This is a genomic window from Vibrio nomapromontoriensis (genome assembly GCF_050337205.1).
In the GTDB taxonomy this organism is placed as follows: Bacteria; Pseudomonadota; Gammaproteobacteria; order Enterobacterales; family Vibrionaceae; genus Vibrio; species Vibrio nomapromontoriensis.
Map to the genome: position 1 here is coordinate 18,835 of NZ_JAKJSS010000016.1, position 13,421 is coordinate 32,255.

A 13,421-nucleotide genomic window follows, 5' to 3' on the forward strand; every position below is an offset into this window, starting at 1 on the left:
GAGGATAACAAGGATAGATATGTCGAAAGTGATACTAAAGGGCTACATCGTAGTACCAACTGAAGCGCGAAAAGAGGTGCTAGAGGCATTAGTGATTCATAAGACATTAACGCTTAAAGAAGAAGGTTGCTTAGTTTTTGAAGTAGAGCCGGATGCGAACGACCAAACTCGCTTTAATGTTTATGAAGAGTTCGTTGATCGATCTGCATTTGAACGCCACCAAGATCGAGTTAAAGCTTCTGAGTGGGGGAAAGTGACCGTCAATGTAGCAAGGCACTATCAAATTATTGAGTAGTACCCTCGGTTTAGTGTCACAGTAAACACGAGTATATAAAGAGGGAATAATGTAGGGAAAAGGAGAATTACATTAGCGTGAAGTAATCGCAAATACCGAAAAGGCAAAGTTTGAGGTATTATGCGCCATCACTATTGATTGCAGAATTATTGATTGCAGAATTTATGACCATTCAAATTCAGAACATCACAGAAGAATCGGAAGTCACTTGTTCAAACTGTCACGCTTGTTGTTGCCGCTTGGAAGTGATGATAATTACTGATACTGGTGTTCCCGAAGAGCATATCGCTTATGACCAATGGGGCGCAGAAACGATGTTACGGTTAGATGACGGTTGGTGTTCAGCGCTGGATCGTGAGACTTACATGTGCACGATCTATGAAAATCGACCGTGGATCTGTCGCGAATTTGAAATGGGATCTTACGAATGCCAGGTTGAGCGTAAAGAGCAGATGCCCTAGCATGTATGGATTCAGACTTTAATCAAGCAGTTTAGATTACAAGTACCCACTTACATAGATTGCTCAGTGTAAGTGGGTTGATAGCCCCAGTTACGATCTCGCCACTAATTTAATTAACTCAAGTATCCATCATTCTAAGTATTTGGTGCACGTTGTATGAAATACACTTGTATCTACTGTCATGCTCTGCGGTAGCTACGTTTTTCTAAATCCTCTACTTTTCTATATCCTCGATTTTTCATGTCCCAACAGAGCTTCTATTTAGATCAAATCGACCCTAGCTGACTAAATGTTATCGTTATAACGGCTGTACAGTTCTGATAGTGTTTTGGGCTTTCGCGATGATTGACTGTGATGACCTTGATATTCTGAGAGGATGGCTTGTCTATGCGCTTCAGCGGACTGAACAAAACTAGGGTCAGCCATTGCTTGTTTACGCAGTTCATTGATTCGATCTAGTCTTTCTTGCAACATAACAACACCTCGCTAAATACTGTATGTACAATCAGTATATAGTGGTGCTGTATAAATATCCAGTAATTGACATCGTTGAGTGAAAACACGTCCCGAGTAGGGCTTATTTATTAGCTTGATGTATGAACGCAATGAAAGTGATAAAGCGAAAGGAGGATGACGAGGAATGGGGGAGAGTGTAGTGAACGCTGCAGGCCGCACTTTGATAGGAATAGTATATGGGACTGGTGGTTGCTGGATTGATTCAGTAGGGGGGGCGAAAGAAGAAAAAACAGCCACTAATTTGAGAAGGTCGCTTTAAGCTCGTCAACTCAGGGTCAAAAACGTGCTTAGTTTGCGTTGAATTGTTGGTTGAACCACTACTTTTTAGGTTTTTCTGTCAATTTTTGTACGTAAATACTTATATTTATGTGATGGGCGTCAAATTAATGTCATCAAAAAAGCGGTCGATAATTAATCACCTTGAGCTGTTTTTATGCCAATAGTACTCAATGCTTACATTTGCATTAAAAGCAAATTTTACGAATATTAATGCAATTGTATTTGTTATTCCATTCAGTTAACGTACTGATTATCTGTCGTTTTATGTTAGAGTTATTCACTATCGAAAGCTCGAGTAGGTAACGAGAAGCAATGTATATACTTATTTGTTGCTGTTATGTAGTCTCTGGCAAGCATTTTTTTTGACGCCATTTGTTACAATTTGTAGCACATTCGCCTTGCATGTATAGTCTCCGGCCAGTTGATAAACGATGTTCGCAAGAACATAACAGATGGAGATCCATAACAATGGTCACAAATGATGCAGTAATAATGGGTATGCTTGCCTTAATCTTGGGTGGGGTATTCATTACAGAAAGCAGCCAGAATCCGTTTTGGAAAAAATTCTATACTTTTGTTCCTGGCTTATTGCTTTGCTACTTCGTCCCATCATTGTTGAACACGACAGGTGTCATCGACGGTTCAAGTTCAAACTTATATTTTGTCGCGAGTCGCTACCTTCTTCCTGGCGCACTGGTATTACTGATTGTCTCCGCGGACTTAAGAAAAATCTTCGGCTTGGGTTCAAAAGCCATCATTATGTTTTTAACCGGTACACTCGGTATCATCATTGGTGGCCCAATTGCGTTGCTGATCATTAATGCTGTGAACCCAGATTTAGTTGCGGGTGATGTATGGCGTGGTCTGACGACGGTTGCGGGTTCTTGGATTGGCGGCGGTGCAAACCAAGCTGCGATGAAAGAGGTATTCGAGGTTGACGACAAGCTGTTTTCAGCGATGATTACGGTTGATGTTATCTGCGCTAATATTTGGATGGCAATCTTACTGATAATGGCAGGCCGCCAAAAGAAAGTAGACGCTTGGTTAAAAGCGGACACTTCTTCAATTGATGAGCTTAAAGAAACTGTCGCGCATTATGAAAAAGAGAATGCGAGACCGATTACGACCACTGACATGATGAAAGTTGTGGCGATTGCCTTTGGTCTTACGGGGCTAGCACACTTCTTTTCTGACTTAATTGCACCATGGATTGAGACCAATGCACCAGAGTTGGCGAAATACAGCTTAACGTCAGGTTTCTTCTGGTTAATTGTATTAGTGACTACGTTTGCACTAATTGCGTCAACCTTCAAAAGCGCGCGTACTTTAGAGCATGCAGGTGCGTCAAAAATTGGTTCGGCTTTCATTTACATTCTAGTGGCAACCATTGGTATGCAAATGGATGTCACCGCAATACTGGATAATCCAGGTTACTTCTTTATTGGTATTACTTGGTTAACTATTCATGCGGTACTGATGATCGTTGTGGCTAAATTAATTCGAGCTCCGCTGTTCTTTATGGCAGTGGGCAGCCAAGCTAACGTTGGAGGTGCGGCTTCTGCGCCAGTTGTTGCTGCAGCGTTCCACCCAGCTCTAGCGCCAGTCGGCATTTTGATGGCAGTACTCGGTTACGCGCTTGGCACGTACGGAGCGTATATCTGTGGCATTATTATGCAGGCAGCCGTGAGCGTTGTTGGTTAAGTTTAATATTGGTTAGAGTCGGAGCAAACTAAGATTGATTAAGGGTAATACCGTTTGGTGTTACCCTTTTTTGTCTGAGTCGCTGTTTCATGGTTGATTAATTATTCAATTGAGAGAAAATGCTAACCTAATTTATGTGTTCACAAGCAGGGAGGCTTATGAAACCTCAAGTGTTACCCAACAACCCTAATTTCTCTTCTGGACCATGCGCGAAACGTCCAGGTTACGATATTAACAACCTCAACCTCTCAACATTAGGCCGTTCTCATCGCTCTTCAGTAGGAAAGGCTGCGCTTTCAGAGGCAATTCAACAAACCAAATCTATCCTTGGTATTCCAGATGACTACCGTGTGGGTATTGTTCCAGCATCGGATACGGGTGCTATGGAAATGGTCATGTGGTCGATGTTGGGGCAACGCGCTGTCGATGTCTTTCATTGGGAGTCGTTTGGCGCAGGTTGGTATAATGATATCGTGAAACAGCTCAAACTTAGCGACGTGAATTCCTATTCGGCAGACTATGGTCAGCTGCCAGATTTATCGCAAGCTAATCCAGATAATGATGTGCTCTTTACTTGGAATGGTACGACATCGGGCGTAAAAGTCCCTGATGGAGAATGGATCAGTGAGTCGAGAGCAGGGTTGACGATTTGTGATGCGACATCTGCCGTTTTTGCTATGTCTATGCCGTGGAACAAGTTGGATGTGACAACGTTTAGCTGGCAAAAGGTGTTAGGTGGTGAGGGCGCGCATGGTGTGATTGTCTTGAGTCCAAGTGCGGTAAAGCGGCTTGAGTCCTATCAGCCAACTTGGCCGTTACCTAAAATTTTTAGAATGACCCAATCTGGTAAAGTCATAGAAGGCCTATTTAGTGGTGCCACTATTAATACCCCATCTATGTTATGTGTTGCGGATTATCTTGATGCACTAGGTTGGGTGTCTGATCTTGGTGGCGTTGACGCCGCGATTGAAAAATCGCAAGCAAACTTAGCGCTATTAACGAACTTTGTTGCCTCTAGGTCTTGGATCCACTTTTTGGCGCAAGAAGAAACTCAGCGTTCTAATACAAGCGTCTGCTTTACATTGGATGCGAGTGAAGCCCAAATCAAAGCTTTAGTCGCATTATTAGATAAGGAAGGAGCGGGATACGATATTGGTGCATACAAAGATGCGCCATCTGGGTTGCGAATTTGGGCGGGTGCCACGGTGGAGAGTCGAGATTTAGAAGCGTTGCTGCCTTGGCTTGATTGGGCGTATCAGCAAGTGACTCAATAACGATTTCACCAAATCCATCATTAAAACGTTCGGCGGCACAGCGCAGCATGAATGAGGGCGAAAAGGGCAGCTAAGTAGGCTGCCCTTTTTTGAATCGATAAACCGACTACTTATAATCGAGAACGGAAGATTTCTTTTGAACGTAGTTAGTCTTCATTTTTAGTGCAACGTTCACTAAGTAGATTAGAACTGGCACTTCAATCAGTGGACCAATGACGCCCGCAAACGCTTGGTCTGAGTGAATGCCGAAGACAGCGATCGAAACGGCGATGGCCAGCTCAAAGTTATTACCTGTTGCGGTAAAGGCGATAGAGGCATTTTTGTCATAGGGGATGCCCAGTCTTTTGCCAATGAAGAAGCTAATGAAAAACATAGAGACAAAATAGATGGCGAGTGGAATGGCAATTCGCACCACATCCATTGGCAGTTCGACGATCATTTCTCCTTTCAGGCTGAACATCAATACAATAGTTGCCAGTAACGCGATGAGTGTCAGAGGAGAAATCTTCGGAATAAATACCGTGTTGTACCAATGTTCACCTTTCATCGACACCAGAATTTTACGACTTAAAAAACCAGCAACAAATGGAATGCCTAAATAAATAAGCACGCTGTGGGCGATATCAATCATCGAGATGTCAACGACCATACCCTCGTAGCCAAAAACGGGAGGAAGGACACTGATGAACAACCACGCCATAAAGCTGTAGCTGGCAATCTGGAAGGCGCTGTTTAGTGCAACCAATGCGGCGCCATACTCTTTATTACCGCCACCAATATCGTTCCAAACCAGCACCATAGCGACACAACGGGCGAGGCCGATTAATATAATGCCCACCATATAGCCAGGGTGATCGCCTAAGAAGACTAAAGCGAGTGCGAACATCAAGATCGGTCCGACTATCCAGTTCATAATAAGTGACAGTGTAATGGCACGCTTGTCTTTGACGGTTGCTCCAAGTAAGCGGTAGTCGACTTTAGCAAGCGGTGGATACATCATCACAATGAGTCCAATTGCCAACGGAATATTGGTACTTCCTACGGATACTGCTTCGTTCCATTGTTCAATTTGAGGAAACTGAATCCCCAGAAAAACACCAATGGCCATGGCAGAAAAAATCCATACGGTTAAGTACTTATCTAAAAAACTCATTGTTGGTTTCATTGCTTGCTCCGTTATCGTTTATCGTCGAATAACGATTGTTGTGGTTGAGTTATTGTGGTTGAGTTATTGTAATTGAGCTGTGTAGAAGGCGACATGCCGGTACGCATTGCAATGTCGTCGTGGTTTATGGCTTATAGCCGTGCATTAGGGTTAATTTAGGATGTTCTTACTCATTGCATCATAGTTTGCAAAGGCATCTCTATTTATGCGGTAGCACATTTTAGGTGGTATGGCTTCTGCACTGATAAAGCCCGCGAGTCGCAATATCCGCAAATGCTCGGAGACCGTTGATTGGGCAAGACCTAGTTGAGACACTAAGTCACTGTTCAAGCATCCACCGGATTTCTCCAATATGGACAGAATACTGATGATTCGAATTCTTGCAGGGTGTGAGAGTGCTTTGCACATCGCGGCAAACTGCTGCTCATCCTGTTCTCTTTCCGCCGTTGGAGTAAAATCGGTTTGCAACGTTGTTTGGCAAGTCGAGGTCATCAAAAATCCCAATCGTTAAAAGACGATTAATGGTAGATGTAATTAAACCTTAGGTCAACAGTATCTTTAAAGTAAACACTATCGTTTCAGTTAGGCTCTGTGCGTACAAAAATTACGCTATTAGGTGTTTTGAGTCTGCTTTTATGGGGCGGGACCATTAAATATGCGCCTAGCATTGAATTTTTTTATCAAGGAGCGAATTAACATCGTATACTACGCTTGATATCACTATTGTACTGTAGGACTCCCATGTCATTAGAAGAACAACAAAATAACCCTCTCCATGGTCTTAAGCTTGAGGAGATGGTGACCGAACTTGTTGACTATTATGGGTGGGACATTTTGGACGCAGCGATGCGTATGAACTGTTTTCACACCAACCCATCTATCGCGAGCAGCGTGAAGTATTTGAAAAAAACAGAATGGGCAAGAGAGAAAGTAGAGATCTTTTATTTGTCTCGCTTTAAGCGTATGCCTAAGCCAAGAGAGGATGAATATGATATTCCTCCGCGTAAGCGAACTTTCGCGAACGGCATTGAACCTAAAGAGCCGATGCAGTTGACGGTTGAATCTATTCACGCGTCACAAGCTAAAGCCGCATCAACATATAAAGCTCGTACAGCCCGTGGCCGTCATAAAGGGCGTTAATCTGGGCGTCTAAAGTGAAGACGATCGAGGTTTATGGTGTTTTTTATAATCCGCCAAGTTGGTTAGAAGAAATGTCTGTTTAGGTGCAAGGATGGCGCCTAATGAACGATTCACTATAGAAGTTAAATGAATGATGGAAACAGAACGACTTATTCTTCGTCAGTGGCAAGCGTCTGATCTTCACCCTTATGCGATCATGACAGCTGATCCTCTAGTGATGCGATTCTTTCCGGCATTGTTGTCTACAGAAGAAAGCCATGCTCAGGCTAATCGTGCACGTGCTCTGATTGAAAATAACGGCTGGGGTTTTTGGGCTGTAGAACTTAAGGGGTCTGGGCAATTTATCGGATTTGTGGGGTTACATTCTCAAAATGCCGAGAGTGGCTTCCCCTTTGCCCCAATGGTGGAAATAGGCTGGCGGCTGCGTGCAGATGCTTGGGGAAAAGGTTACGCCCCAGAAGCTGCTATGGCGGCGTTAACTTATGCGTTTGAAACGCTTAAATTGCCGTGCGTTTATTCATTTACGACACTTGCTAATGAGCCGTCTAAGCGAGTGATGCAAAAAATTGGAATGCGAAATACGGGACATACTTTTAGCCATCCTCACTTATCCACTGACCATGCACTTTCACCTCACTGTTTATATCAAATCACACGAGCGGAATTTTTGAAACTCACAAATGGTTAGTTTTGTATTTCTATGTAGTGACCGTTTATTTATCAATGGCGTACGTTAAGTATGAAAGCATACCTTATCATAGCGATTGCAACCCAGGCTTTGTGCTATGATCTGCGCTTCGTTTACTCTGTGGTTTTTTAACAAAATACGGTTTTAGCACAGTACGGTTTATTAGTGAGAATATATTACAATGATTCGATTTGCGGCAGATGCAATACCTTTCACACCATTTTTAACGGATATTAGTGAAATTACGCCTCCAGAACGCTTTACGTTTCCCTATTATTATTCGCCACACCCTCTAGCATTAAAGGCTATAAGTGAACTGCAACATCATCTTGAATTTCACAGCCAATGGCAGCATGATTTTACCGCTTGTGGGAAAATGTTTGCGGTTTTGGTTGTATCGAACCTAGACGGAGAAATTGGCTATTTGTCATCGGTACGTGATGAGGGCGAGGAAAAGGAAGTAGCTCACGACTATCCAACATTTTTGGTCGATTCTATTTATCAATCGCATCACTATTCTGTCGAAGTCATTACATTAACCGAAAAGATTCAAGCACTAAAGCACGAAATTGAAGCTAGAGCTAGCGCGCCAGAATGGCTGGAAATTCAACAAGATCTGTACGCGAAAACAATGCAATCGGAACAAGAAATATCGACATTGGGACGTGATATTCATTATGCGAAAGTTGCGAGAAAACAACAGAGAGCAGAGTTAGAAGAGTGTTTAGGCGTATCGGTTGATGAAGATGAGCTTCAACGTGTGGTTAACGAACTTGGTGCGCAAAGTAGCCGTGAAAAAAGAGCGCTTAAATCTTTGAAAAAGCACTGGGAAACCATTCTTTTTGATCATCAAGCATTGCTGAATAAATTTCAGTTGCCTATCGAGAGTGCTCAAAATCAGCTTGATGAACTTAGCCAATTACTGCTTGTTGAAAAACAAAAGTGTTGCCAGTTTTTAAACCAATCGGGTAAGAGTAAAAGTTACTTTGAACTGTTCAATCAGCCACGGTTGCAGAGTGGCAAAGCCTTGGAGGCTGACACACATTCTATTTCTGATGTTAGTGGGCAAAACTTGCCGAAACTATTGCAAGCCGCATTTCAGCGAGGCTTGACACCATTGGCATTGGGAGAGTTTTGGTGGGGCGCTGCACCTTATGATCAGATTCGCCAGCACAAAAATTTATACCCCGTTTGTCAAAGTAAATGCTTTGAAGTGTTACAGCATATGTTGGAGGGGTTAATGATTGATCCTAGTCCTCTTGAGCAGACTCCATCATACGATAAATCATTAGAGATTGTTTATGAAGACGATGTGCTGGTGGTCGTGAATAAGCCTGCAGAATTCTTATCCGTTTCTGGGAAGTATATAAGTGATTCGGTGCAAGCTCGAATGCAAGCAAGATACCCTCATGCTACAGGACCTATGATTGTTCATCGCCTAGATATGTCGACATCCGGATTGCTTGTGCTCACACTTTCTGCCGAAGCAAATAAGCATGTACAGAAGCAATTTATTGAGCGCAGGGTAGAAAAGCGTTATACCGCGTTACTTGAAGGTAAGATCCAGCAGGACGCTGGGGTTATCACGTTACCACTTCGAGGTGATTTGGCTGATAGGCCAAGACAAATGGTGTGCCATGATCATGGCAGGGTAGCGGAAACTGCCTTTAGGGTCGTAGAAGTAAAAGACAACCGAACTAAAATTCACTTATTTCCTAAGACAGGACGAACTCATCAATTACGTGTGCATTGTGCTCATCAAGCGGGTCTCAATACGCCAATTGTCGGTGATGATTTGTATGGATTTAAGGGTACGCGTTTGCATCTCCATGCCGGCTATTTGAAATTTCAACACCCAAGTACGGGAAATACGATGGAGTTCGAAGTCACAGCCGATTTCTAATATCAAACCGAAGCTAAAAGGTCGTGCTATTTATACAAATAGTACGGCTTAATCCGTCTTAGAACTTCCTCATATTTCACATCTCAATATACTGATTTAATTAAATTTTGTTCTCTTTGCTAATTCTATTTCTCTGTTGATTGAGTGACAACAAGACTAGAAAAGCAATCGTTTTTGTTATGTTTTAACCTTATTTATCACTTGAACTTATCAATACCTAAGCTATAACAGTATAAGCATATAGTTTATATGATAGTGCTCTCAATTCAACTATATGCTTACTTGTAGGTTGTCAATAGTGAGGGTGTGCAGTTATCGTCTTGTTTGCAAAGTTACCAATAAGATTTAACTCATTGCAGGTAGATGCTGAGTGTAAGCAGTTCAATAATGGTGATTGGGTCAGCCATGTCAATCAAGCCGCTTACGTGGGAGGTTGGGATGTATTGCCTCTGCGTGTATTGGAGAAATATATGTCAGCGCATCCCATTCTACAGAGCTTTTCTATTGAGGCTGACGGTCGGTGGAAAAATCGTAGCTTTATGGACAACTGCCCGAATATTTGTGCTTTGCTTGCGCGACTCGACGCCCCCATTCAATCCGTTCGATTAATGCGTCTTCATTCTCATTCCGTCGTGTTACCTCACCGTGATAAGGGGCTTTCTCTAGAGAATGGTGAGGTGCGTTTGCATATTCCAATCACTGGAGCTGAAGAGGTTGATTTCTTAGTTGGCGATCAAAGAGTCCCAATGGCAAGAGGAGAGGTTTGGTATATCAATACCGACCAAGAACACCAAGTCATTAATCAAAGTGAGCATTCAAGAGTGAATCTTGTCATTGACTGTAAAGTATCACCGTGGTTGAGAAAACAGATTGATGAAAGTCATGAAGTGACTCAGGTAGCGGGATGTACCTGATTTGAATATTGGATTGCACAATAGAATACGGTCTAGCAATTGAAAAACAAGTGTTTTGCCTTCCTACTTTTTTAAAGTGAAATCGAGAGATAAGGACATCATCGGTGAAGAAATTGGACATATCATCGCAGAAAACGACGTTTGAAAATCAGCGAGATTTAACGGTGAACTTCGCAGAGCCAAAAGTGGATCCACTACTGCAGTACTCCATTCGCGAGCAGCTAAAAGCGTTAACGACAGAAAAACTGACGGATTGTCAGCGACGTGCCAATCTATGCGAAAGCATCAACGTTGTCGTTGCCACATTGCTACAGCAAGAAACAGCTGAGCATGAAGTACTGACTAAAATTTTCCAAGATATGTATGACCATGTGCTGCAATCGATGGCAAAGGCGGAGATTTCACAGCAGAGCCTAACCCATGAGTACCTTAGTCCTACAGGGTATGTGATGTCGCCTTTAAACTGTCGCACAACCATTAAAGATATCTATCGTCTGCATCGTTTTATTAGAGGAATAGACAAGGCAATCCAGGCTCGTTTAAAAAACGATACTGTTATCCGTGTTCTTTATCCAGCGTGCGGTCCGTTTGCTCCGTTGGTTTTACCATTGATTCAGTATTATCAGAATCATAATTTAGCTACCGAACAGCAGATCCAAATTACTCTTGTAGACGTCCAGCCCGGTGCCATTCAAGCGGTGACTCAGTTAGCCTCTGATCTTTCTATTCAAGGTTTTATTGAAAATATTGTTGAAGCTGATGCCACACTTTATGAGCCGGAGCAGACCTTCGATCTTTTAATTTTGGAAGCGATGCAGCATGGCTTTACTAAAGAGGGGCAATTGAGCATAGCCAAGCACTTAATTCAGTTCTTAAGCATTGATGGTGTGTTAATTCCCCAGCAAATATCAGTGCAAGCCATGATGGTGCATGGAGAGAATGAGTTTAACCAGCAGTGGAAGGATTCTGCATTTTCTCATTCGACAAACCTTGATAGAGAAGTGGTTCAAGACCGTGTTGAGCTAGGCGAAATTTTCCGAATTAGTAAATCGAGCTTGCTGGCGTTGGAAGAGGTGATGCTTCCTTCGCAAATCAAAATGGTTAGAGCAAATCGTATCTCGTTGCCGATGGGCATTGAAGATATGAAAGATAGGATTTTGGCGATTTATGCGACGTTGAAAGTATATTCAGATGAGTTCATCAGTGAGTATGATTCCGGAATTACTCACCCTAAGCCCGATATGACATTCTACGTCGATGCTCCCCCTAGAGCAGCGCAACCTGAACATTTTCTGACGTTTAGTGGCCATGACGTTCAGTTTTATTATCAACTGACGGGTTTGCCGGGATTTGTTGCATTACAAGCGGATTAGGAGGTGTGGTTATGGAGCTAAAATTTGCGATATTTACTGGCAGTAGTATGGCGATGTCGATGATTGCGGCTTTGCAACAAAGACAACAACTTGCTTGTGTGGTGTTGCCTGACGGTGAGAACAACCCAGATTTATCGCAACTCACTCAAGTGCTTGCTCAGAGTGGTATACCGGTAATTCAATATCAAAACGGTAACGAAGCCGACTTGGTTGCGCAGCTCGACGGTGTGCGCGCCAACGCTGGGCTGGCTTTCTTTTTCAGGCATAAATTTACTGATACTGCTATTCACTATTTTGGCGACAAGTTTTTCAACTTACACCCAGGCAACTTACCCAGCTACAGAGGCCCATCACCGATCTATTGGCAAATACGAAATGGTGAGCAAGAACTGCTTCTGACCCTACATCGAATAGATCACGACTTCGATACCGGCGATATTGGTGCGCAATTAATTGTCAATATTCATCCCTTTGACACCCTACTTAGCGTGAGCCAAAAAGTCGCGCAATCTGCCCCTTATTTACTGTGTGATTTTATTGATGCTTGGCGAGAGGGGAGGATTGAGTGGTGTGCTCAAAGCCATCAAGAGGTATCGAGTTCATGGCAGGGTAAACGGGTAGAGAGTGACGACTTGGTTATTGATTGGCTCCAGCATAGTAGCAAGATGGTGGTAGATATGGCACGGGCGGGCAACCCTCTTTATGGGGGAGCGTTGACTGAGTCTGCTTACGGGCAATTTCAATTGCTGCAGGCAACCGCGGTTGACGGTGTTTTTGTTGGGATTAAAGCCGGAACGGTGGTTGAGGTGAGTTTAACGGCAGGGCTGGTTGTACAGACTATTGATGGGCAAGTACGGATAGATATTGTGTCTACGCCTCAGGGAGTAATGAGTGGGTATCGGTTTGCGCAGCTTTGGCAGATTAATGCGGGTAGTGAACTGGGTGCTTCGGCTTGCCGATAATGAGATTAGCAGAAAATTTAATGGTCTTGCGGATTGAATTTGCGATGAGTGATTCAAACACAGTGATAAGGATAAAACGATGGCAACGGAACCATTTTTAGGAACAATGATGCCTTTTGGCGGCGACTTTACCATTCGTGGTTGGGCGATGTGTAGAGGCGCATTACTGGATATAAATCAAAACCAAGCACTTTATGCCGTTCTCGGAACGTACTACGGCGGAGATGGTCGAGTCAATATGGGGCTGCCAGATTTGCAAGGTCGTAGCCCAGTTGGTTTTGGTGTCCGTCCAGGAGGGTATCGCTACTTACTGGGTACTGCTCAAGGAAGAGAAGAAATAACGTTAGCGGAGCGTGATTTACCTCGGCATACCCACGAAGCGACATTTAGTTCAAGCGGTAATATCCCGATAACTGCCAGTTTTAATGTGGCAACGAATGTTGCAGGTACGGCTGAAGCAACGTCCAGTAGTTACTTAGGTGCTAACTCGAATGCAGCAATGTATTTTACACCTAGTTTGACAAGACCGACTCTCACGGAAATTAAGGGACTAGAAGTTACTGGGGGTGGAACGGCTGGAGGTGATGTTGTAATAGCTGATGCTGGATCGAGCACGCCGAGAATTAATATCTTAAACCCACAGCTTTCAGTGAATTGGCTAATGGCGGTCAGTGGGGCATTTCCAACACGGAACTAGATAGTTTGAGCTGTAACACAGCTGACAACGTAATAAGCAAATGGATAGGCGAA

At 43.3% G+C, this 13,421-nt stretch carries 14 protein-coding genes; 11 read left to right on the top strand and 3 right to left on the bottom strand.

Annotated features, from left to right (window positions below):
- Nucleotides 1–19 precede the first annotated feature (19 nt).
- Both L4D05_RS19400 and L4D05_RS19405 read left to right on the top strand, forming a co-directional pair.
- Nucleotides 20–295: a putative quinol monooxygenase gene (locus tag L4D05_RS19400; RefSeq protein ID WP_428794987.1), complete on the top strand. Its 276-nt coding sequence runs from the start codon at nt 20–22 to the stop codon at nt 293–295.
- A gap of 164 nt (nt 296–459) precedes the next feature.
- Nucleotides 460–756 carry a YkgJ family cysteine cluster protein gene (locus tag L4D05_RS19405; RefSeq protein WP_428794988.1) on the top strand — a complete coding sequence of 99 codons (297 nt, stop codon included), beginning with the start codon at nt 460–462 and terminating at the stop codon, nt 754–756.
- Between the two features lie 285 nt (nt 757–1,041).
- Here L4D05_RS19405 and L4D05_RS19410 read toward each other — a convergent pair whose 3' ends face one another.
- On the bottom strand, nt 1,042–1,230 hold the full coding sequence (locus tag L4D05_RS19410; RefSeq protein ID WP_428754992.1) for a hypothetical protein: 189 nt from the start codon (nt 1,228–1,230) through the stop codon (nt 1,042–1,044).
- A gap of 789 nt (nt 1,231–2,019) precedes the next feature.
- On the opposite strand from L4D05_RS19410, the gene L4D05_RS19415 reads away from it, so the two are divergent.
- Together L4D05_RS19415 and L4D05_RS19420 are read left to right on the top strand one after the other, a co-directional pair.
- Nucleotides 2,020–3,252, top strand: coding sequence for a DUF819 family protein (locus tag L4D05_RS19415; RefSeq protein WP_428794989.1), 1,233 nt, complete (start codon nt 2,020–2,022; stop codon nt 3,250–3,252).
- 158 nt (nt 3,253–3,410) lie between these two features.
- The gene (locus L4D05_RS19420) at nt 3,411–4,526 is read left to right on the top strand and encodes a phosphoserine transaminase (RefSeq protein ID WP_428794990.1); all 1,116 of its coding nucleotides are present in this window, start codon (nt 3,411–3,413) and stop codon (nt 4,524–4,526) included.
- A 106-nt stretch (nt 4,527–4,632) separates the two neighbouring features.
- Here L4D05_RS19420 and arsB read toward each other — a convergent pair whose 3' ends face one another.
- Nucleotides 4,633–5,691 (bottom strand): ACR3 family arsenite efflux transporter, encoded by a 1,059-nt coding sequence (gene arsB, locus L4D05_RS19425; protein WP_428754995.1) that lies wholly within the window; start codon nt 5,689–5,691, stop codon nt 4,633–4,635.
- Nucleotides 5,692–5,841: 150 nt separating this feature from the next.
- Nucleotides 5,842–6,183 carry an ArsR/SmtB family transcription factor gene (locus L4D05_RS19430; RefSeq protein ID WP_428754996.1) on the bottom strand — a complete coding sequence of 114 codons (342 nt, stop codon included), beginning with the start codon at nt 6,181–6,183 and terminating at the stop codon, nt 5,842–5,844.
- A 249-nt stretch (nt 6,184–6,432) separates the two neighbouring features.
- Here L4D05_RS19430 and L4D05_RS19435 point away from each other — a divergent pair, with 249 nt between their 5' ends.
- From L4D05_RS19435 to L4D05_RS19465, 7 genes are all read left to right on the top strand, one after another.
- The gene (locus L4D05_RS19435; RefSeq protein WP_428754997.1) at nt 6,433–6,831 is read left to right on the top strand and encodes a VF530 family protein; all 399 of its coding nucleotides are present in this window, start codon (nt 6,433–6,435) and stop codon (nt 6,829–6,831) included.
- Nucleotides 6,832–6,961: 130 nt separating this feature from the next.
- Nucleotides 6,962–7,519, top strand: coding sequence for a GNAT family N-acetyltransferase (locus tag L4D05_RS19440; protein ID WP_428754998.1), 558 nt, complete (start codon nt 6,962–6,964; stop codon nt 7,517–7,519).
- A 181-nt stretch (nt 7,520–7,700) separates the two neighbouring features.
- Nucleotides 7,701–9,422: an RluA family pseudouridine synthase gene (locus tag L4D05_RS19445; protein WP_428794991.1), complete on the top strand. Its 1,722-nt coding sequence runs from the start codon at nt 7,701–7,703 to the stop codon at nt 9,420–9,422.
- Nucleotides 9,423–9,775: 353 nt separating this feature from the next.
- Entirely contained in the window at nt 9,776–10,336 is a 561-nt protein-coding gene (locus tag L4D05_RS19450; RefSeq protein ID WP_428794992.1) for an aspartyl/asparaginyl beta-hydroxylase domain-containing protein, read from the top strand.
- A 104-nt stretch (nt 10,337–10,440) separates the two neighbouring features.
- The gene (locus L4D05_RS19455; protein ID WP_428794993.1) at nt 10,441–11,709 is read left to right on the top strand and encodes an SAM-dependent methyltransferase; all 1,269 of its coding nucleotides are present in this window, start codon (nt 10,441–10,443) and stop codon (nt 11,707–11,709) included.
- A gap of 11 nt (nt 11,710–11,720) precedes the next feature.
- A complete protein-coding gene (locus L4D05_RS19460; protein WP_428794994.1) occupies nt 11,721–12,671 on the top strand; it encodes a methionyl-tRNA formyltransferase in 951 nt (316 codons plus the stop codon).
- 79 nt (nt 12,672–12,750) lie between these two features.
- Nucleotides 12,751–13,368 carry a phage tail protein gene (locus L4D05_RS19465; protein ID WP_428794995.1) on the top strand — a complete coding sequence of 206 codons (618 nt, stop codon included), beginning with the start codon at nt 12,751–12,753 and terminating at the stop codon, nt 13,366–13,368.
- Nucleotides 13,369–13,421 lie beyond the last annotated feature (53 nt).

Excerpts from the sequence above, each read along its gene's own strand:
- L4D05_RS19405 (WP_428794988.1), top strand. The coding sequence starts at position 460 with ATGACCATTCAAATTCAGAACATCACAGAAGAATCGGAAGTCACTTGT.
- L4D05_RS19440 (WP_428754998.1), top strand. The coding sequence starts at position 6,962 with ATGATGGAAACAGAACGACTTATTCTTCGTCAGTGGCAAGCGTCTGAT.
- arsB (WP_428754995.1), bottom strand. The coding sequence starts at position 5,691 with ATGAAACCAACAATGAGTTTTTTAGATAAGTACTTAACCGTATGGATT.
- L4D05_RS19420 (WP_428794990.1), top strand. The coding sequence starts at position 3,411 with ATGAAACCTCAAGTGTTACCCAACAACCCTAATTTCTCTTCTGGACCA.
- L4D05_RS19410 (WP_428754992.1), bottom strand. The coding sequence starts at position 1,230 with ATGTTGCAAGAAAGACTAGATCGAATCAATGAACTGCGTAAACAAGCA.
- L4D05_RS19460 (WP_428794994.1), top strand. The coding sequence starts at position 11,721 with ATGGAGCTAAAATTTGCGATATTTACTGGCAGTAGTATGGCGATGTCG.
- L4D05_RS19430 (WP_428754996.1), bottom strand. The coding sequence starts at position 6,183 with ATGACCTCGACTTGCCAAACAACGTTGCAAACCGATTTTACTCCAACG.
- L4D05_RS19435 (WP_428754997.1), top strand. The coding sequence starts at position 6,433 with ATGTCATTAGAAGAACAACAAAATAACCCTCTCCATGGTCTTAAGCTT.
- L4D05_RS19465 (WP_428794995.1), top strand. The coding sequence starts at position 12,751 with ATGGCAACGGAACCATTTTTAGGAACAATGATGCCTTTTGGCGGCGAC.
- L4D05_RS19445 (WP_428794991.1), top strand. The coding sequence starts at position 7,701 with ATGATTCGATTTGCGGCAGATGCAATACCTTTCACACCATTTTTAACG.
- L4D05_RS19400 (WP_428794987.1), top strand. The coding sequence starts at position 20 with ATGTCGAAAGTGATACTAAAGGGCTACATCGTAGTACCAACTGAAGCG.
- L4D05_RS19415 (WP_428794989.1), top strand. The coding sequence starts at position 2,020 with ATGGTCACAAATGATGCAGTAATAATGGGTATGCTTGCCTTAATCTTG.